Here is a 19854-nt window from a genome sequence, read left to right as displayed (position 1 = left end):
GGAATTCGCATGAACGACTGTTCGCCCACACAGACACCCGAGGTCGACCGGGAGGCGCTGCGGCTGAAATACCTCGCCGAGCGCGACAAGCGGTTGCGTCCGGAGGGGCAACAGCAGTATCTCCAGGCCGAGAACGAGTTCGCGGACTTCTACGAGGGCGATCCGCATCTGCCCGTCGAACCGCGCGAGGCGATCTCGGGCGAACTCGAGGTCGCGGTGCTCGGCGGCGGGTTCGCGGGCCTGATCGCCGCACATCGGTTGCAGCAGGCCGGAATCACCGATTTCCGCATCATCGAGCTGGGCGGCGATTTCGGCGGCGTCTGGTACTGGAACCGCTACCCGGGCATCCAGATCGACTCGGACGCCTACTGCTATCTGCCGCTGCTCGAGGAAACCGGCTACATGCCGAAGGAGAAGTTCTCGCACGGCGACGAGTGCTACGAACACGCGCAACGCATCGGAAAACATTTCGGCCTCTACGAGAACGCGCTGTTCCACACCCTGATCCGCTCCCTGCGATGGGACGGCGAGATCAACCGCTGGCGGATCAGCACCAACCGCGGCGACGAGATCGCGGCGCGTTTCGTGGTCATGTGCCAGGGCCCGTACAACCGGCCCAAGCTGCCCGGCATCCCGGGGATCGCGGATTTCGACGGGCACCTGATGCACACCGCGCGTTGGGATTTCGAGTACACCGGCGGCGATCTGCACGGCGGGCTGGACAAGCTGGCCGGCAAGCGGGTCGCGGTGATCGGCACGGGTTCCAGTGGCGTGCAGGTGATTCCGCACGTGGCCCGCGCGGCCGAGCATCTGACCGTCTTCCAGCGCACCCCGTCGTACATCTTCGAGCGCGACAACCACCCGACCGATCCGGAATGGGTGAAGTCCCTCGAACCCGGCTGGCGGGCCGAGCGGCAGCGCAACTTCCACAATGCGGCCTTCGCCTTCTACAACCCCGGCGAGCCCGACCTGATCTGCGACGGCTGGACCGAGGTCGCCCGCAACCTGGCCGCGAAGCTGAACGCCGAGAACGGCTGGGCGGCCCTGGCCGATCCCGCGAAGTTCATGGAGCTCAAGGAGATCGAGGACTACCGCTCGATGGAGCGGCTGCGCAACCGCATCGCGGAGATCGTGACCGATCCGGAGACCGCCGAGATCCTCAAGCCGTACTACCGCAACATGTGCAAGCGGCCGGTCTTCAACGACGACTATCTGCCGACCTTCAACCGCGACAACGTCACTCTGGTCGACGTGTCGGCCGCCAAGGGCGTGGAGCGCATCACCGAGAAGGGCGTCGTGGCCAACGGCGTCGAGTACGAGGTGGACTGCATCATCCTGGCCAGCGGCTTCGAGATCACCACCTCGCTCGATCGCCAGTACGACATCGAGCCGTTCACCGGCCGGGACGGCAAGTCGCTGTACGAGCACTGGGGCAAGGGTTTTCGCACCCTGCACGGGATGAGCGCGCACGGCTTCCCGAACATCTACTTCACCGGATTCATCCAGGGTGGCGTCACCGCCGCCACGACGCTGATGTTCGAGCAGCAGGCCGACCACATCTCCTACATCATCGCCCAGGCGACCGCGCGCGGCGTCACGGTCGTGGAGCCCACGCAGGAGGCCGAGGACGAGTGGATAAAGACCGTCCGCGCCAACGCCTTCGACAACAGCACCTTCACGAGTGAGTGCACGCCCGGCTACTACAACAGCGAGGGCGAGCCGAACGGCCGTTCCTTCCTGGGCGATCCGTTCTGGGGCGGGTTCTACGTCCTGGAGGAACTACTGCAAACCTGGCGTGACACCGGCGATCTCGCGGGCCTGTCACTCCGCGAGTGACGTCCACGCCGAGCGCCCGATTGCCCGAGGTGAGAGGAAACACCTTGTCCCCATTGCGATTCGATGACCGCGTCGCCGTGATCACCGGCGGCGGGCGCGGTTTGGGCCGCGCATACGCGCTCCTGCTCGCGGAGCTCGGCGCGGCGGTCGTGGTGAACGATCCGGGCGCGAGCGTGCGCGGCGACACCGACGACGACGGGGTGGCCGCCGAACTGGTCCGCGAGATCACCGCCGCGGGCGGGAAAGCGGTCGCCTCCACGGCGTCGGTGGCCACCCCCGAGGGCGGCCGCGCGATCGTCGACTCGGCGCTCGAGCACTTCGGCCGCCTCGACATCCTCGTGCACAACGCCGGCAACGTCCGCTACGGATCGCTCACCGAACTGAGCTACGAGGATTTCGAAGCGGTCCTGGACGTGCATCTGCGCGGCGCGTTTCACGTTGTGCGAGCGGCCTTTCCGGTGATGCGGGAGGCCGGTTACGGGCGCGTGGTGCTCACCTCCTCGATCGGCGGCATCTACGGCAACAAGAACGTCGCCAACTACGCGGTGTCCAAGGCGGGGATGATCGGGCTCTCGAACGTGGTCGCGCTGGAGGGCGCGGAGTTCGGCATCACCAGCAACGTCATCGTCCCGTCGGCGTTGACCCGCATGGCCGAGGGGCTGGACACCTCCGCCTATCCGGATATGAGCCCGGATCTGGTCGCGCCCGCGGTCGGTTATCTGGCGCACGAATCCTGTTCGCTCACAGGCGAACTGCTGGTCGCGATCGCCGGACGGGTGGCTCGGGCGTATATCGCCGAAACCCCCGGCGTGTACCGGCCGTCGTGGACCGTCGACGAGGTGGCCGACCACGTCGAGGAGATCCGCGACACCGGCGATTCCTGGATCCTGCCGCCGCTCTCGGCGCACGCGGACCACATCGGCAGAAGCTTCGCGATGGCGGCGAAAGCCGCACCGGCACACCGGAACCAATCACCTACCACCTGATCAGGAAAGCAGGCACAGGCATATGGCAGCAGTGAAGGTCTACGAACGCATTCTGGATCTCTTCGAGGCCGAGGGGATCAACACCCTGTTCGGTATTCCGGACCCGAATTTCGTGCATCTGTTCCACCTCGCGCAGGAACGCGGCTGGAATGTCGTCGCACCGCACCACGAGGAATCGGCCGGGATGATGGCCGAGGGTGTTTCGCGCATGACGGGTAAGGCCGCAGTGTGCATCGGCACGCTGGGCCCGGGCATCGCGAACCTGTCCGGCTCGATCATGTGCGCCAAGGTGGAGAACTCCCCGATCATCTTCCTGGGCGGCCAGCGCGCCCGCATCACCGAGCAGCGGGTGCGCCGCGGCCGGATCCAGTTCGTGCAGCAGAGCGGACTGGTCGAGAACGCCGTGAAGTACAGCGCCAGTATCGAATACGCGGACCAGACCGACGAGATCATCCGCGAGGGCCTGCGCAAGGCCCTGTCGGGCACGCCCGGCCCGGTGTACATCGAGTACCCCTCGCACGTGATCCTCGAGGAGATCGACGTCCCGCCGGCGTTGCCGCCCGAGTCCTACCGCCTGGTCGGCCAGAGCGCCGGACCCGATCGGATCGCCGCCGCGGTGGAGGCGATCAAGGCCGCGAAGCAGCCGATCCTGCTGGTCGGGCACGGGGTACACACCGCGCGGGCCGGCGCGGCGGTCAAGGAACTCGCGGATCTCGTTGCCGCGCCGGTCATTCAGACCTCCGGCGGCACCTCGTACATCGCCGGGCTCGAGGATCGCACGTTCCCCTACGGCTTCTCGAAGGCCGCGGTGGAGGCGGTCGTGCAGTCGGATCTGTGCCTGGCCATCGGCACCGAACTCGGCGAGCCGGTGCACTTCGGCCGCGGCCGGCACTGGGTGGCGGGCGAGGCGAACCGCACCTGGATTCTGGTGGAACAGGATCCGGCCGCCATCGGCGTGAACCGCTCGATCGACGTGCCGCTGGTCGGCGACCTGCGCACGATCGTGCCGCAGCTGACCGAGGCGCTGCGCGACACCCCGCGCACCCCCACCCCGGAACTGACCCGCTGGATCGAACAGGACGCCGCGCAGCTGGCCGAACTGGCCGAAACCGCCCCCTCGGGTATGTCGCCGGTGCATCCGGCGCGGATGATCGTGGAAGCCACCAAGGCGTTCCCGGCGGACGGCATCATGGCCCGCGACGGCGGCGCCACCACGATCTTCGGCTGGACCTACTCCCAGGCCAAGCCGCACGACGTGATGTGGAACCAGAACTTCGGTCATCTGGGCACCGGTCTGCCGTACGCGATCGGCGCCTCGGTCGCCGACGGCGGCCAGCGCCCGGTCATGCTGATCACCGGCGACTCGTCGTTCCAGTTCCAGATCGCCGAGCTGGAAACCGCTGTGCGCCTGAATCTTCCGCTGGTCTGCGTGGTCGCGGTGGACTACGCCTGGGGCCTCGAGGTCGGCGTCTACAAGCGCACGTTCGGGCAGGGCTCGCTCGAGACCGGCGTGCACTGGGGCGAGGGAACCCGCCTGGACAAGGTCGGCGAGGGTTTCGGCTGCTACGGCGAATACGTCGAGCGCGACGAGGACATCGCCCCGGCCATCAAGCGCGCCTACGCCAGCGGACGGCCCGGCGTGATCCACGTGGCGGTCGATCCGAAGGCCAATTCGGAGGAGATGCCCAGCTACGACGAGTTCCGCACCTGGTACGCCGAGGGCATGCAGTAGGCCCGGGACGAGAGCGAGCGAATCATGCGTGAATATCTCAAGTTCTACATCGACGGTCAGTGGGTCGATCCGGCCTCCTCGGCGACGTTCGAGGTGATCAACCCCGCCACCGAACAGGTGGCGGGCCGGGTCGCGCTCGGTTCGGCGGCCGATGTGGACCGCGCGGTCGCCGCGGCCCGCCGCGCCTTCCCCGCCTATGCGAGCAGCAGCGTGGCCGACCGCGTCGACCTGCTGCACGCCATCGAGGGCGAATTCACCAAGCGCCGTGCCGATCTGGGCGCCGCGCTCACCGAGGAGATGGGCGCACCGACCGCGCTGGCCAATGGTTTCCAGCTCGATCTGGTGGCCGGTCATCTCGCCGAGGCGATCTCGATCCTGGAGAACTTCGCGTTCTCCGAGCAGCGCGGGCAGACCCTGCTGATCAAGGAGCCGATCGGGGTCTGCGGCCTTATCGCGCCGTGGAACTGGCCGCTGAATCAGATTGCGGTGAAACTGTTTCCGGCGTTGGCGACCGGCTGCACGACGGTGCTCAAACCGTCCGAGCAGTCGCCGTTCAATGCCCAGATCCTCGCCGAGACCCTCGATGCCGCGGGCGTTCCCGCCGGGGTGTTCAATCTGGTGCAGGGTGACGGGCCGGGCGTGGGCACGCAGCTGTCGGTGCATCCGGACGTGGACATGATCTCCTTCACCGGATCCACGCGAGCGGGCGTCGAAATCGCACGCAATGCCGCGGCCACGGTCAAGCGGGTCACCCAGGAACTCGGCGGCAAGGGCGCAGATCTGGTCCTGGACGACGACGCCTTCGCCGACAATGTCGCGGGCGGGGTCACCGGCATGATGATGAACTCCGGCCAAACCTGTAGCGCCACAACACGAATGCTGGTCCCGGCGCATCGCATGGCCGAGGCGATCGAGGTCGCGCGCGCCGCGGCCGAGCAGGTCACCGTCGGCGATCCGGCCGAGGACGTCACCATCGGTCCGGTGGTGTCGCAGGCGCAGTTCGACAAGATCCAGGCGCTGATCCAGAAGGGCATCGACGAGGGGGCGACGCTGGTCAGCGGCGGCACCGGTCGACCCGATGGGTTGGAACGCGGGTTCTATGTCAAGCCAACGGTTTTCGCGAATGTCACCAACGATATGACCATCGCCCGCGAGGAGATCTTCGGTCCGGTGCAGTCGATCCTGGGCTACACCGATCTGGACGACGCGGTGGCCATCGCCAACGACACCGAATACGGTCTGGCCAGCAACGTCTCCGGCGCAGATCTCGACACCGCCCGCGCGGTCGCCGCGCGCATCCGTTCGGGCTGGGTCTCGATCAACGGCGCGGTCGATTTCGGCGCTCCGTTCGGCGGCTATCGGCGCAGCGGTAACGGACGTGAGTGGGGCGCATACGGATTCGAGGAATACCTCGAGGTCAAGGGCATTCTGGGATACGAGCCCGAGGTATAGCACCGATGGGTGCGCTCGCGGGCAAGGTCGCCGTCGTCACCGGGGCGAGTCGCGGTATCGGGAAAGGTATCGCGCTCGCCCTGGCCGAACAGGGTTGCACGGTGTACGTGACGGGCCGCACGATGACGCCCGGCTCCCATCCGCTGCCGGGCACGGTCGGCGACACCGCCGCCAAATGCACCGCGCGGGGCGGGAAAGGTGTTGCCGTACAGGTGGATCACGCGTTCGACGATCAGGTCGCGGACCTGTTCGACCGGGTCCGGCGTCGCTCCGGACGCCTGGACATCCTGGTCAACAACGCGTTCTCGCTGCCGGAGGATCTCACCGATCCGGCCCCGTTCTGGGAAAAACCCCTGACCAACTGGGAGATGTTCGACGTCGGGGTGCGGTCGAATTTCGTGGCGGCCTGGCACGCCGCCTCGATCATGGCGCCGCAGGGCTCGGGTCTGATCGTCGCGATCTCCGGGTACACCGGGGTGAGCTACACCTACGGGGTGGTGTTCGGCACCGCGAAATCCGCGGCCGACCGGATGGCCCGCGATATGGCCGTCGAGCTGAAACCCCATGGGGTGAGCTCGATCTCGCTGTGGCAGGGCCTGACCTGGACCGAACGCGCGCAACGCAATCTGTCGACCATTCCCGGCTTGGACGGCCAGGCCGCCACCCTGCCGCAGAACGGCTGCTCCCCCGAGTTCCCGGGCCGGGTGATCGCGGCCCTGGCCGCCGATCCGGACGTGCTGGCCCGCACCGGCGGCACCTACATCACCGCCGAACTCGCCGGTGACTACGGCATCACCGATATCGACGGCGCGGTCATCCCCTCCCTGCGCGCAACCCGCGGCGATCCGATCTGGTCGGCGCTCTGACTCAAGGCTACATCCCTGCCGCACAACGCAATACGGAGTACATGATGACCAGACTCGAGGCCCTGCTGGATCGCCAGGACATCCAGGACGCGCTGACCCGTTTCAGCCGGGGCATGGACCGCTTCGACCGGGAGCTGTTCCTGTCCGCCTTCCACCCCGACGCCACCATCGCCGCGGGCGATTTCGTCGGCGGCCCGGCGGATCTGTTCGACTGGTCGCGGACCATGCACGAGGCGGGACAGGTTGCCACACAACACAATCTGCTCAATCTCACCGTGGACATCGACGGTGACACCGCGCACACCGAGCTGTACTACCTGTTCGCCGCGCGCAACCGGGACGAGAGCAACTGGCTCGCGGGCGGCCGCTACCTGGACCGCCTCACCCGGCGCGCCGGCGAATGGCGAATCATGCTGCGCACCACGGTGATCGAGTGGTCCGGCATGGTGCCCACGATGCCGATCCCGTTCGCCGACGTCCCCGGCATCCACGTGAACGGCGCACCTTCGCGCAGCACGCAGGACCCCTCGTACCGACGCCCCCTGCGCAACCTGCGGGAGCCGAACATCCCTGGATGACAGGTGAATTCAGCGCGCGACTGCGCAGAAAGGAGCGGCGTATGTCCGCACTCACCACCGAGAAATTGAGTGAGACGGTCGGGGTGCGCATCCTCGGCGTGGATGCCGAACGGCTCGTCACCGACGAGGATCTGCCCGGCCGGTGTCTCGAACTGCTGGAACGGCACAGCGTGCTGCTGTTCCCCGAACTGCACGCCGGGGACGAGGCGCAGGTGGCGTTCTCGCGAAAGATGGGGCCGCTGGCCAAGTTTCCCAACTTCCCGAACGAGCACGTCATGATCATCAGCTTCGATCCGGACAATCCGAATGCGAAGTACTACCCCAGCAACGACTACTGGCATATCGACGGGTCCATGGACGAGGTGCCCGCGCGCGCCTCGATCATGAGCGCGCACAACATCACCGCCGAAGGCGGCGAGACCGCGTTCGCCAGCACCTACGCCGCCTACGACGCGCTCACCGACCAGGAGAAGGACCGGTTCGCCGGACTGCGCGTGGTCCACCGCATGGCCCGCATCCAGAGCCGCACCTTCGCGAACCCGACGCCCGAGCAGCGGGCCGACTGGGCGCGCTTCCCCGACCGCGAGCATCCGCTGGTGTGGACGCACGAATCCGGCCGCAGGTCACTGGTTTTCGGCGCGTCGGCCTCGCACGTGGTCGGTATGGACCTCGAGGAGGGCGCGGCGCTACTGGAGGAACTTCAGGACCGCGCCACCACCCCGGACCGGGTCTACAAGCACACCTGGTCGGTCGGTGACCTGGTCATCTGGGACAACACCGGACTCGTCCACCGCGCCTGCGAATTCGACCGGTCGCTACCGCGCCGCATGCACCGATCCACCCTCGTCGGACAGGAGCCGATCCAGTGAGCACCGAGACAACCCAGCGCACGGCCATCGTCACCGGCGGCGCCTCCGGCATCGGCGGGGCCATCGCCAAACAGCTGGCCGCCGACGGCGCACTCGTCGCGATCTTCGACCGTGACGGCGAAGCGGCGCAGGCGGCCGCGAAATCCATTGTCGCGAACGGTGATCGAGCGCTCGGATTCGAGGTCGACGTCACCGATCGAGCCGCGATCGACGCCGGTGTGGCAGAGGTGCGCGAGCAATTGGGCACGCCCGCGATCCTGGTCAACAGCGCGGGCGTCACCGTGGCCGGGCCGTCGCTCGAGGTGACGGCCGAGACCTGGAACCGGGTGCTCGCGGTCAATCTGACCGGTACCTTCGACTGCTGTCAGGCCGTGCTGCCGGATATGGTCGCCGCCGGATGGGGGCGCATCGTGAACATCTCCTCCTCCAGCATGCATTCGGGCGTGCCCGGGATGGCCGCGTACGTGTCCTCGAAGGCGGGCGTGGTCGGCCTGACCAAGGTGCTGGCGCTGGAATTCGGACGAAAAGGCATCACCGTCAACACGATTCCGCCCGGCTTCATCGAGACGCCGATGATGCGCGACACCCTCAGCAAGGGGGTGTTCGACATGGATCTGCAGGTGTCCAGGACCCCGGTGGGCCGCATCGGCCAACCCGAGGACATCGCCGCCACCTGCGCGTTCCTGGTCAGCGAACAGGCCGGGTACATCACCGGGCAGGTCATCGGCGTCAACGGCGGCCGCAACACCTGAACCCGTTCCGCCACACCAGGAGTCATCATGCCTCGCATATCCCCCCTGCCGAAACCGGAGTGGTCGCCGGAGATGACCGCGTTCGTCGACGGCTTCCGCAGTTCGGTCATCGGCCGCAAACCCACGCAGGAGAACCAGAGCGGATCCAATCTGCTCGGCACTCTCGCGCGCTATCCCGCACTGGCACAACCGTTTCTGACGTTCAACCGGCATCTGCTGTCGGGCACCTCACTCACCGCGCGGCAGCGCGAGTTGCTGGTGCTGCGCGTCGCGCATCTGCGGCAGTGCGGGTACGAGTGGGCACAGCACGTCATCCTGGGTGAGCGCGCGGGTCTGACCGCCGAGGAGATCACCCGGATCGCCGCGGAACCCGTTGCCGCCGAATGGAAACCGCTGGATCGAGCCATGCTCGCCGCAGTCGACGAGCTGCTCGCCGAGGGCATCATCGCCGAGCCGACCTGGGCTGCGCTGTCGGGTGAGCTCACCGAGGATCAGCTGATGGACCTGGTCTTCACCGTCGGCACCTACGCCATGGTCGCCATGGCCCTGCGCTCGTTCGGCATCGAACCCGAGGAAGGGCTCGTGCCGTATCTGCCGGACCCGCCGAAAGGATAATATTCATATAAGAGAATCACATTCTCACCGAGAGGAGGTCCGCGAATGGCCGACTGGACCCAGGCCGAACTCCAACGTCTCATGGACGTCGAACCCCGAGGCCCCGGCCGGTACCGAGCCCCCGCGCACGGCCCGACCATCCGCGACGTCGTGGAGGCCGGGCAGATGCTCGGCAGCGCGGTGGTCGCGGCGGCGAAAGAGGTGCCGCGCCAACGCGTCACCTCGGTCTCGATGATCTTCTCCAAGATGGCCAAGCACACCGAACCCCTCGATATCGACGTCGACATGCTGCGCTCCGGTCGCACCCTCGGCACCGGGCAGATCCATGTCCGCCAACAGGATTCGCTCTGCTGCGCAGGCATAGCCCTGCTCGACACGACCGCACCCGACCTGATCCACTCGGCGGCCCCGATGCCGAAGGTGACCCCACCGGACGAGCTGAGTTCGATGGCGATCCCCGGCACGGAGGTCCTCGGCCGCGACATCCGCGTGGTCGACGACGCCTACGATCCGGATCCCGATCGCATCGGTCCGCCGGAGTTGTTCGTATGGACCAGGTTTCGCGACGCCCCGGACCGGGATCACCTGCACGCGGCGCTGCTGACCCAGTCCACCACCCACTGGACGGTCGCCGCCGCCCTGCGCCCGCACGCGGGCTTCGGCGAGGCCATGGCGCATCGCAGCATCTCCACCGGAATCACCATGGCCACCATCACCTTTCACGACGACGTCGACGTCTCCGACTGGCTGCTGTACGCCACCCGCGTCACCTACGCGGGTCGCGGCCACGCGCAGAGCGAGGGGCAGATCTTCAGCCACGACGGCCACCTGGTCGCCTCCTACGGCGTGCACGCCATGGTCCGCGCCTTCCCATCGCGCGGCGGCACCACCGGCGACCTGATGTGAACCCCCGCGGAACGACGTAAAGCACTGCGCCGCACACTAATCGGCCCCGATGACCGGACGTCATCGGGGCCCGGCGAAAGGGGAACAGTAGGGGTGCGGGTCTACGCCACGTGCTGCGCTACTCCGCAGACTCCAACGACATCGGCGTCCCGGTGTGGAAGAAGTTGATCAACCCACCGATCCGCGCACAGTGCTCGGCACACCGCTCGTAATGGTGCATCAGCAGCCCCAGATCCGTTGCCACGACATGTCCGTGCGCCCAATCCGGGGCCGCGATCCGGGCCTGCACCTCGGCCCGCAGGTCGGCCAGCGCCGGACCGGGCGGGGCCAGCACATCACCCTTGCCCGGGGGCGCCGCGATGGCCGCGTTGGTCGCCGCGATCAGTGCGGCGGTCGCGGTGCCGATATCCGAAAGTTGTTCGGCCACTTCGTCGGGCGCGATCGTCTCCGGGAAATACCGCACCGCGGTTTCGGCGATCGCACTGATCAGCGAGCCGATCCTGGACAGATCGTCGGTGATCCGGATGGCACTGACCACCTGGCGTAGGTCGCGAGCGACCGGCGCCTCCAGTGCGAGCAGAATGACGGCCCGATTCTCGCAGGCCGTGAATCCGGTCTGAAGTTCCTCATCGGCCGCCAGGGCCTCGTACGCGGCGGTCAGATCGGCTCGCGCCAACCCGACCGCGGCTCGTTCGGATGCATGGGATGCCAACTCCGCGAGCCTCCCGAGCTCCTCGCTGAGCGCCGCGAGCTCTGCGGCGAATTTAGTTCGCACGCCGTAATCTTCGCTGTTTTCACCCGCATATGCACAACTTCGCCGAAACCATCCGCTCGGTCCGTTCCCTTTTCCGGTATAAGCGCACCGCATCCCGGTCCTGCCGCCGTCCAGGCCGCCACCTGGCTCTGGCGTACTCGGGCGAGCCAAGGTAATGATGATCTACATGGATGATCACAGTGTGGCCGCGCGGTTGGCGGTCGAGGCCGGCGAGTTGCTGCTCGGGATCCGGCACGAGGGCGGGGCGGCCGGGGACCGCAAGTCGAACGAGTTGCTGCTGCGACGGCTGGCCGAACTGCGCCCCGAGGACGCGGTCCTGTCCGAGGAGAGCACCGACAACCCGATCCGGCTCGAGCGCGAACGCGTCTGGATCATCGACCCGCTCGACGGCACCCGCGAGTACGGCCAGCCGCCGCGCACCGACTGGGCCGTGCACGTCGCGCTGGCCGTCGACGGCGTCGCGGTCATCGGCGCGGTGGCCCTGCCCGCCGCCGACCTCGTCCTGCACACCGGCGAACCCCCGGCCCTGCCCCCGCCCGCCGACGGCCCGATCCGCCTGGTCGTCTCCCGCAGCCGCCCACCCGCCTGCGTCGACCTGCTGGTGAAACATCTCGACGCGACCACCCTGCCGATGGGTTCGGCCGGCGCGAAGGCCATGGCCGTGGTGCGCGGCGAGGCCGACATCTACGCCCACTCCGGCGGCCAGTACGAATGGGACTCCTGCGCACCGGTAGCCGTGGCCGCCGCCGCAGGCCTGCACGTCTCCCGCCTCGACGGCTCCCCCCTGCGCTACAACCGCCCCGACCCGTACCTCCCCGACCTGCTCATCTGCCGCCCGGAACTGGCCGATGCCGCCCTCGAGGTCCTGCGCACGAACTCCTGACCGCCGAGTCGGCCGACTTTCCTTGCAATCCTTATAGGCATTGCGACTGCACGTTCGTGAGAATAAAATTCTCCTAAAACGTGAAGGAGCCTTACATGCCCAAGCGGGATCTGCCCTACCAGTTGTTCGACGCGGACAACCACCTCTACGAGACCAAGGAGGCGCTGACCAAGTTCCTCCCGAAGCAGTACCGGGACGCGGTCAAATACGTCGAGGTCGACGGCCGCACCAAGATCGCGATCCTCGGCCAGATCAGCGAGTACATCCCCAACCCGACCTTCGACGTGGTCGCCGCGCCCGGGGCCATGGAGGACTACTTCAAGAACGGCAATCCCGAGGGCAAGAGCATGCGGGAGATCTTCGGCAAGCCGATCCGCTCCACCGACGCCTTCCGCGATCCGGTCGCGCGGCTCGAGGTCATGGACGACCTGCAGATCGACCGCGCGCTGATGTTCCCGACGCTGGCCAGCCTGGTCGAGGAGCGGATGAAGTCCGATCCCGAACTGATCCACGCGGTCATCCACTCGCTCAACCAGTGGCTGTACGAGACGTGGTCGTTCAACCACAAGGACCGCATCTTCACCGTGCCGGTGATCAGCCTGCCGATCGTGGAGAAGGCGATCGAGGAACTCGAGTGGGTCGTCGAGCGCGGCGCGAAGGCGATCCTGGTGCGGCCCGCGCCGGTGCCCGGCTTCCGCGGCCCGCGCTCGTTCGCGGTGCCGGAGTTCGACCCGTTCTGGAAGCGCGTGGTCGAACTCGACGTACTCGTCACCATGCACTCCTCGGACAGCGGCTACGCCCGCTACGCCTCGGAATGGGATGGGACGCAACGGGAAATGCTGCCGTTCGTCACCAACACCTTCAAGATGGTCAACGCCTGGCAGCCGATCCGCGACGCGATGGCGTCCTGGGTGTGCCACGGCGCGCTGTACCGGTTCCCGGAGCTGAAGATCGCCGTCATCGAGAACGGCGCGGCCTGGCTGCCCGGCCTGCTCGAGGACCTCGCCTCGATCTACAAGAAGGCCCCGGAGGGCTTCCCCAGCGATCCGGTCGAGATGATCAAGAACATCTACGTCAGCCCGTTCTGGGAAGAGGATCTGGTCGAGTTGTCCGGGCTCATCGGCGCGGACCACGTGCTGTTCGGCTCGGACTACCCGCATCCGGAGGGCCTGGCCGAACCGGCGCGCTACGTCGACGAGATCAAGGAACTGTCGCTGGACGACCAGTCGAAGATCATGGGCGGCAACCTCGCCCGGCTGCTGAACGTCTGATCCGCGCGGCGGTCACAGTGGTTCATCGCCCCCGGCTCATATCGCCGGGGGCGAAGCCGTATGCCTAAATCCGTTGCGGCCCGGTCCGATTCATCGGGCAGCGTGTCCGGCCACCCGAACCGCGGCCATCACGCCGCCGTCCACGAGCAGATCCGTCCCGTTCAGGAAGCTCGCCCGATCCGACAGGGCGAATGCCACCACATCGGCGACTTCCTCCGCGAGTCCCATACGCCCCAACGGTGTTCGCTCGACGAGCGCCGCGATGCTCGGCTGTTCGGCCGCTTCCTGGCGTCCCTGCGGAGTATCGATCATCCCCGGGGAGACCGAGCAGATGCGCGCACCGGACGGACCCAGGCGAACCGCCTCCTGCTGCACGAACAGGTGCACGCCGCGTTTGGCCCAGCCGTACGCGACGCCGGGCTTTTCCAGCACCGGGCCGAGCGTCTCGCGCAGGCGGTCCAGGAAGTCCGGGGCGAGCGGGTCGTCCAGGATCGCCAGGGCCGCGGGGTCCGGCGGGGTGGGGTCCAGCAGCGGGGCCATCGAGGCGAAACACACTGTGGCCGTGCCGGGTACGGCCAGCGGACGCAGCGCCTGCGCGAGCAGCGCGGTGCCGATCAGATCGACTACGAAGATGCGTCGCCAGTCCGCCATGCTCGGCGAAATACCGGCCGCGTGGGCGACCGCGCGGAGTTCACCGAGTTCGCCGACCCGTTCGGCCAGGCGTGCGAGCCCGGCGGCATCAGTGATGTCCAGTTCCACCGATTCCACTGCGACACCGGGATTTTCGGCCGCCAGCGTCGTGCATGCGGTCTGCGCCGAGTCGGGATCGCGATCGACCACCAGCAGCGTGTCGACCAACCCCACCACCCGCTGCGCGCAGGCGTACCCCATGCCGCGACCGCCGCCGGTCACGATCCCCACGGTGCTCATGCCGCACCACCCGACACCTCGGGCGCGGCCCAGCAGCGCGCGAGACTCGGTTCGGCCACGCGATCGACCAACTCCACCCGGAAGCCCTCCGCACTGCGCAGGAAGGCGAAGAACAGCCCGCCGCCGACGCCCGCACGGGTGGCCTCGACGGCGTATCCGCGCTCGGCGAGTTGGGCGGTGTCGGCGGCGACGTCATCGGACCAGTAGCCGATGTGATGCAACCCGCCTTCCCCTGCGGGCTGCCACAGGCTGTCCGCGACGCTGCGCACGACTTCCAGGCGCGGTGTCGTGCGCGAGTACGCACACCGGATCTCCAACTCGGTGGTCCGCCCATCGGGCAGGCCGACCGCGACGGGCCCGCCGATCTCCGGCCCCCACTCGTACCCGAGCACCTCGGTCAACCGCGCCACGGTGGCCTCGAAATCCGCCGCCACGATGCCGATGTGGAACTGATCACCGGGATCAAGAATTGCATTCTGACTCATGAGAAGGATATTCTCACCTGGAGAGAGGAGGCGCAATGGCATGGGATTTCGAGACGGACCCCGAGTACCAGCGCAAGCTCGACTGGGCCGATGAGTTCGTCCGCGAGGAGGTCGAGCCGCTCGACCTGGTCTGGGAGCACGAGCAGTTCGTGCCGCTGGAAGGTGCGCGCCGAGCGGCGATCGAGCCGCTCAAGAAACAGGTGCGCGAACAGGGACTGTGGGCCACACATCTGGGCCCGGACCTGGGCGGGCAGGGGTACGGACAGCTGAAACTGGCGCTGCTCAACGAGATTCTGGGTCGCTCGTCGTGGGCCCCGATCGTGTTCGGCTGCCAGGCCCCCGACACCGGCAATGCCGAGATCATCGCGCACTACGGCACCTCGGAACAGAAGCAGCGCTATCTGCGACCGCTGCTGGAGGGCGAACTGTTCTCCAGCTATTCGATGACCGAACCGCAGGCCGGGGCCGACCCGACCCGCTTCGAGACCCGTGCGGTGCGCGACGGCGACGACTGGATCATCAACGGCTGGAAGTTCTTCTCCTCCAACGCGAAGACCGCCGCGTTCCTGATCGTGATGGCGGTGACGAACACCGATGTCAGCCCGTACAAGGGCATGTCGATGTTCCTGGTGCCGACCGACACCCCCGGCATCAACATCGAACGCAACGTCGGGCTGTACGGCGAGCCGATCAACGGTGGTTCACACGCGCTCATCCACTACGAGAACGTCCGGGTGCCGAACGAGGCGCTGCTCGGCGGCGAGGGCCAGGCCTTCGTCATCGCGCAGACCCGCCTCGGCGGCGGCCGCATCCACCACGCCATGCGCACGATCGGCCTGGCACAGCAGGCGATCGACATGATGTGCGAGCGCGCCCTGAGTCGCGAAACCGCCGGAAGTCGTTTGGCGGACAAGCAATTCGTGCAGGGCTACATCGCCGACTCCTACGCGCAGTTGGCCCAGTTCCGGCTGTTCGTGCTGAACACCGCGTGGAAGATCGACAAGTACAACGACTACAAGAAGGTCCGCAAGGACATCGCCACGGCGAAGATCATCATGCCCACGGTGCTGCACGACATCGCTTGGCGCGCAATGCAGATCCACGGCGCGCTGGGTACCACCAACGAGATGCCGTTCTTCCGGATGATCCACGGCGCGGGCGTGATGGGCCTGGCCGACGGCCCCACCGAGGTGCACAAGGGCACCGTCGCCAAACAGGTGCTGCGCGACTACCAGCCGACCGACGGCATGTGGCCGACCCAGTGGATTCCGGCGAAACAGCAAGCGGCACGGGAGAAATTCGCGGAGTTCCTCGAGCACGAAGCCGGAAATCTGTGAGCACCGTGCGTCGGACGAGCCGTGTGGGCGTACAGACACACCGCGGCACATCGGGGCAATGCAAACCTCGAACCCGCACAGACACAACGGAAAACGCGAACATCGAGCGACCTGAGCAGGCACATCGGCACGGTCCGGCTCGTGCCCGCCGAGGCCGATGCGAGAGATCCGCACGAACGAACGTAGGGCAACCATGAGTATCGATACCGCGCGTCTGGCCGAATGGATGGACGGGCAGGGGCTGCCGGGTAAGGGCGAGCCGATCGAGGCACGCTTCCTGTCCGGCGGCACGCAGAACGAGATCTACCGGATCAGCCGCGGCGAGCACGTGTGCGCCATCCGTATTCCGCCGCCCGAGGCGCCCGCCGAACGGGACGCGGGCATTCTGCGCGAGTGGCGGATCATCGAGGCGCTCGAGGGCACCGACGTCCCGCACACCGCCGCGGTCGCGGCCTGCACGGACGCCTCGGTACTGGGCCGAACGTTCTATCTGATGGGTTTCGTGGACGGCTGGTCGCCGATGGATCATCGCGGCGTGTGGCCCGAGCCCTTCGACTCCGATCACACCCTGCGCGCCGGACTGGGATATCAACTCGCCGAAGGGATTGCGCTGCTCTCGCGGGTGGACTGGAAGGCCAAGGGCCTGCACGATCTGGGCCGTCCCGACGGCTATCACGAACGTCAGGTCGCACGGTGGCTGAGCTTCTACGACCACATCGACGGCGCACGCAACCTCGACGGTATGGATGTGGCGACCGACTGGCTGCGCACCCATCGGCCGCTGGACTACGTTCCCGGGCTCATGCACGGCGACTACCAGTTCGCCAATGTGATGTTCCAGCACGGCGGTCCGGCCCGGCTGGCCGCGCTGGTGGACTGGGAGATGGGCACCGTCGGCGACCCGAAGCTCGATCTGGGCTGGATGTTGCAGGGCTGGCCCGAGGACACCAGCGACCCGGCCGTGGCGAACAAGGGCTACGCGAACATGCAGTACATGCCCTCGCGCGAGCAGATCCTGACGCACTACGCCGAGGTCTCCGGGCGGCAGGTCGACGATATCGACTACTACCTGATCCTGGCGAAGTGGAAACTGGCCATCGTGCTCGAGCGCGGCTTCCAGCGCGCCAAGGGCGATGTGAAACTGGAATCGTTCGGCCCGGTCGTGGTCGACACCATGCGTTCGGCCGCCGAGCTGGCCGAGAGCACGCAGTACGCACGTTGACATCCAGGGAGGAAATCGCGATGAGCGAGAACACCGACGCGAACAGCGAACTCGTCGTCGAACGGTCCGGGGCGGTGCTGATCGCCCGGCTCAACCGGCCCGAGGCGCGTAACGCGTTGAACGGCAATCTGATTCGTGGCATCGGGCAGGCCGTGCTGGACGCCGAGGCCGATCCCGGGATCCGCGCGATCGTGCTCATCGGCACCGGCGACCGCGCCTTCTGCGCGGGTATGGATCTGCGCGCCTTCGCCAAGGGTGAGAGCTTCGGCGCGGACCCGGCCACCGAGGCGTACGGGCGGCTGGCCAAGGGGCAGGCGGGTGTGCCGGTGGTCGGCGCGGCCAATGCCACGGCGGTCGGCGGCGGGCTGGAACTGCTGCTGGGCTGCGATGTCGTCGTGGCCTCCTCGGCCGCGAAATTCGGCTTCCCCGAGGTGAAGCGGGGTCTGTTCGCCGCGGGCGGCGGCACCACGGTCGGCACCCGCATTCCGCTCGCGATCGCGCTGGAACTGCTGCTGACCGGCGATTTCGTCAGTGCCGCAAGGGCATACGAGGTCGGGCTGATCAACGCCGTCGCCGAACCCGATGAGGTACTGGCCACCGCCGTGGCCCTCGCCGAGCGGATCGCCGCCAACGCGCCGCTGGGTCTGGCTGCGTCCAAAGAGCTTGCCCGCCTTGCGGTTACCGACTCCGACGAAGCCGAAGCCCGCCTGAAGACCTGGCAGGGAAAGGTTTTCACCAGCGCCGACGCCAAGGAGGGCGCAACGGCGTTCGCCGAGAAGCGCACCCCGCAGTGGCAGGGTAAGTGATATGCGCGCGGTGATCTGCCCGGCCTACGGGCCACCGGAGATCATCCGCATCGAGGAACGCCCCGCCCCCGCACTCGGCCCCGGACAGGTCCGGGTGCGGGTCGGCGCGGCCGCGGTCAACTTCCCCGATGTACTGGTGATCGCGGGCGAATATCAGATCAAGGTGCCGCCGCCGTTCGTGCCCGGGAGCGAATTCGCCGGAGCCGTAACCGAAATCGCCGATGACGTCACCGCGGTCGCGGTGGGTGACCGGGTGACCGGGACCGGCATCGTCGGGGCCTTCGCCGAGGAGATCGCGGTGGCCGCCACCGGGCTCGCGCGCATTCCCGACGGTGTGGACGATCATCGGGCCGCGGCGTTCGGCGTCGCGTACCGGACCGCGTACCACTGCCTGCGTTCGGTGGCGCGGGTGCGGGCCGGGGATCGGCTGGTGGTGCTCGGCGCGGGCGGCGGGGTCGGGCTCGCCGCGGTGCAGCTCGGTGTGCGATTGGGCGCGGAAGTCACCGCCGTGGCGTCCTCGGCCGAAAAGCTCGGCGCGGCAGCCGAATACGGCGCGAAGCACCTGATCGATCACACCTCGGGAGATCTGCGCGGCGCATTGCGGGAGGTACTGCCCGAAGGCGCGCATGCCGTCGTGGATCCGGTGGGCGGTCGCCTGTCCGAACCCGCACTACGCTCCCTCGGTCGCGGCGGGCGTTTCGTGACGGTCGGCTTCGCCTCGGGCACGATCCCGCAGATCCCCCTGAACCTGGTGCTGGTCAAGGGAATTCACCTGCTCGGTTTCCAATTCCAGGATCTGGATCCGGACGAGTTCGCGCGCAACGAACACGAACTGCGCGAGCTGTTCGCCACCGGACAGGTGAACCCGCACATCAGCGCGGTCTACCCGCTCGCCGACACCGCCGCCGCGCTACGCCGGGTCGCCGACGGCAAGGCGGTCGGCAAGATCCTCATCGATCTCACCACGCCTTGACCACGACAACAAACGTGACGGCACCCGTACTCATCCACCCGCCGACACACCGGATCAGCGGAACAACGCTCCGACGACCCGCAGGAGAGCGGGCATGTCGGTCACCAAACCGACGGGTTCGCCCAGTCCCGACTCGGGCATCCACCCGATCAGGTCCGGCACCGCGACACCTGTTGTCTCCATACCGTTTTCGTCCCGGTAGCGAACACGGTGCATCGTGGCGAAATCGTCGGGAACGCTCCCTGCGACAACCCGGCAGAAGGCAACTCGACCTTTCCCTGCCGCGTGATAGCGAGGACCGGACAAGACAACCACGTAAGTGGTCGGGCCCACCGAGTCTCGGCGGGGCCTGACCTCACCTTGCCGCACGCTGTGCCCGCTCGACAGCCTTGCGCTCGTCGTCGAGCCACTGCACATCGATCCCCAGCAAGGCCTCGGCCTCCTTCGACTTGGCCCACATCTCACGCTCGAGGCGATCCTCGATAGCCTCTACAACCCATTCGGACAGGTTGTCCCCCGCAGCGGATCGCATCCGGGCATCGAGATCATCGGGCACCTTGACCGACAGCGACTTGCTCAT

The 19854-nt window shown here is 67.4% G+C and carries 21 protein-coding genes; 16 read left to right on the top strand and 5 right to left on the bottom strand.

The features are described from left to right. Window positions 1-9 precede the first annotated feature (9 nt). From NRB20_RS08915 to NRB20_RS08870, 10 genes are read left to right on the top strand one after another with little or no spacing between them, the layout of a single operon-like run. The gene (locus tag NRB20_RS08915; protein ID WP_153409374.1) at window positions 10-1836 is read left to right on the top strand and encodes a flavin-containing monooxygenase; all 1827 of its coding nucleotides are present in this window, start codon (window positions 10-12) and stop codon (window positions 1834-1836) included. A 44-nt stretch (window positions 1837-1880) separates the two neighbouring features. After that, on the top strand, window positions 1881-2822 hold the full coding sequence (locus NRB20_RS08910; RefSeq protein WP_153409371.1) for an SDR family NAD(P)-dependent oxidoreductase: 942 nt from the start codon (window positions 1881-1883) through the stop codon (window positions 2820-2822). Between the two features lie 22 nt (window positions 2823-2844). Continuing rightward, window positions 2845-4554 carry a thiamine pyrophosphate-binding protein gene (locus NRB20_RS08905; RefSeq protein WP_153409369.1) on the top strand — a complete coding sequence of 570 codons (1710 nt, stop codon included), beginning with the start codon at window positions 2845-2847 and terminating at the stop codon, window positions 4552-4554. 24 nt (window positions 4555-4578) lie between these two features. After that, window positions 4579-6006: an aldehyde dehydrogenase family protein gene (locus NRB20_RS08900; RefSeq protein WP_153409367.1), complete on the top strand. Its 1428-nt coding sequence runs from the start codon at window positions 4579-4581 to the stop codon at window positions 6004-6006. A gap of 5 nt (window positions 6007-6011) precedes the next feature. After that, the gene (locus tag NRB20_RS08895) at window positions 6012-6872 is read left to right on the top strand and encodes an SDR family NAD(P)-dependent oxidoreductase (protein WP_153409366.1); all 861 of its coding nucleotides are present in this window, start codon (window positions 6012-6014) and stop codon (window positions 6870-6872) included. A 44-nt stretch (window positions 6873-6916) separates the two neighbouring features. Beyond that, window positions 6917-7450, top strand: a complete 534-nt coding sequence (locus NRB20_RS08890) for a nuclear transport factor 2 family protein (protein ID WP_227833335.1) — start codon at window positions 6917-6919, stop codon at window positions 7448-7450. Between the two features lie 41 nt (window positions 7451-7491). Further along, window positions 7492-8319: a TauD/TfdA dioxygenase family protein gene (locus NRB20_RS08885; RefSeq protein ID WP_153409362.1), complete on the top strand. Its 828-nt coding sequence runs from the start codon at window positions 7492-7494 to the stop codon at window positions 8317-8319. Beyond that, window positions 8316-9071, top strand: a complete 756-nt coding sequence (locus NRB20_RS08880) for an SDR family NAD(P)-dependent oxidoreductase (protein WP_319944645.1) — start codon at window positions 8316-8318, stop codon at window positions 9069-9071. The genes NRB20_RS08885 and NRB20_RS08880 overlap by 4 nt, the downstream gene beginning before the upstream one ends. A gap of 27 nt (window positions 9072-9098) precedes the next feature. Beyond that, entirely contained in the window at window positions 9099-9686 is a 588-nt protein-coding gene (locus tag NRB20_RS08875; RefSeq protein WP_153409358.1) for a carboxymuconolactone decarboxylase family protein, read from the top strand. 45 nt (window positions 9687-9731) lie between these two features. After that, window positions 9732-10592 (top strand): acyl-CoA thioesterase, encoded by an 861-nt coding sequence (locus NRB20_RS08870; RefSeq protein ID WP_153409356.1) that lies wholly within the window; start codon window positions 9732-9734, stop codon window positions 10590-10592. Between the two features lie 118 nt (window positions 10593-10710). On the opposite strand, the gene NRB20_RS08865 is transcribed toward NRB20_RS08870, so the two are convergent. After that, window positions 10711-11367, bottom strand: a complete 657-nt coding sequence (locus NRB20_RS08865) for a phosphate signaling complex PhoU family protein (protein ID WP_194289771.1) — start codon at window positions 11365-11367, stop codon at window positions 10711-10713. 166 nt (window positions 11368-11533) lie between these two features. On the opposite strand from NRB20_RS08865, the gene NRB20_RS08860 reads away from it, so the two are divergent. Then, window positions 11534-12250, top strand: a complete 717-nt coding sequence (locus NRB20_RS08860; RefSeq protein WP_153409352.1) for a 3'(2'),5'-bisphosphate nucleotidase CysQ — start codon at window positions 11534-11536, stop codon at window positions 12248-12250. A gap of 95 nt (window positions 12251-12345) precedes the next feature. Then, window positions 12346-13521: an amidohydrolase family protein gene (locus NRB20_RS08855; RefSeq protein WP_153409350.1), complete on the top strand. Its 1176-nt coding sequence runs from the start codon at window positions 12346-12348 to the stop codon at window positions 13519-13521. Window positions 13522-13611: 90 nt separating this feature from the next. Here the strand turns inward: NRB20_RS08855 and NRB20_RS08850 are convergent, their stop codons facing one another. Then, on the bottom strand, window positions 13612-14451 hold the full coding sequence (locus NRB20_RS08850) for an SDR family oxidoreductase (RefSeq protein ID WP_153409348.1): 840 nt from the start codon (window positions 14449-14451) through the stop codon (window positions 13612-13614). After that, window positions 14448-14936: a VOC family protein gene (locus NRB20_RS08845; protein WP_153409346.1), complete on the bottom strand. Its 489-nt coding sequence runs from the start codon at window positions 14934-14936 to the stop codon at window positions 14448-14450. Before NRB20_RS08845 ends, NRB20_RS08850 begins: the two co-directional genes overlap by 4 nt. A 35-nt stretch (window positions 14937-14971) precedes the next feature. On the opposite strand from NRB20_RS08845, the gene NRB20_RS08840 reads away from it, so the two are divergent. The 4 genes from NRB20_RS08840 to NRB20_RS08825 all read left to right on the top strand — a co-directional run bounded on the left by NRB20_RS08840 (window position 14972) and on the right by NRB20_RS08825 (window position 19274). Next, window positions 14972-16273 carry an acyl-CoA dehydrogenase family protein gene (locus NRB20_RS08840; protein ID WP_153409344.1) on the top strand — a complete coding sequence of 434 codons (1302 nt, stop codon included), beginning with the start codon at window positions 14972-14974 and terminating at the stop codon, window positions 16271-16273. Between the two features lie 193 nt (window positions 16274-16466). Continuing rightward, window positions 16467-17495 carry a phosphotransferase family protein gene (locus NRB20_RS08835; RefSeq protein ID WP_194289770.1) on the top strand — a complete coding sequence of 343 codons (1029 nt, stop codon included), beginning with the start codon at window positions 16467-16469 and terminating at the stop codon, window positions 17493-17495. Between the two features lie 20 nt (window positions 17496-17515). Beyond that, on the top strand, window positions 17516-18301 hold the full coding sequence (locus tag NRB20_RS08830) for an enoyl-CoA hydratase-related protein (protein WP_153409340.1): 786 nt from the start codon (window positions 17516-17518) through the stop codon (window positions 18299-18301). Between the two features lies 1 nt (window position 18302). Further along, window positions 18303-19274: an NADPH:quinone oxidoreductase family protein gene (locus tag NRB20_RS08825; RefSeq protein WP_153409338.1), complete on the top strand. Its 972-nt coding sequence runs from the start codon at window positions 18303-18305 to the stop codon at window positions 19272-19274. 54 nt (window positions 19275-19328) lie between these two features. Here NRB20_RS08825 and NRB20_RS38860 read toward each other — a convergent pair whose 3' ends face one another. Both NRB20_RS38860 and NRB20_RS37490 read right to left on the bottom strand, forming a co-directional pair. Beyond that, entirely contained in the window at window positions 19329-19457 is a 129-nt protein-coding gene (locus NRB20_RS38860) for a hypothetical protein (RefSeq protein WP_264766335.1), read from the bottom strand. A 172-nt stretch (window positions 19458-19629) separates the two neighbouring features. Continuing rightward, window positions 19630-19854 (bottom strand): hypothetical protein, encoded by a 225-nt coding sequence (locus NRB20_RS37490; RefSeq protein ID WP_194289769.1) that lies wholly within the window; start codon window positions 19852-19854, stop codon window positions 19630-19632.

Source organism: Nocardia macrotermitis (assembly GCF_009604405.1).
Classification (GTDB): Bacteria; Actinomycetota; Actinomycetes; order Mycobacteriales; family Mycobacteriaceae; genus Nocardia; species Nocardia macrotermitis.
This window is presented reverse-complemented; position numbering and strand designations above follow the sequence as displayed.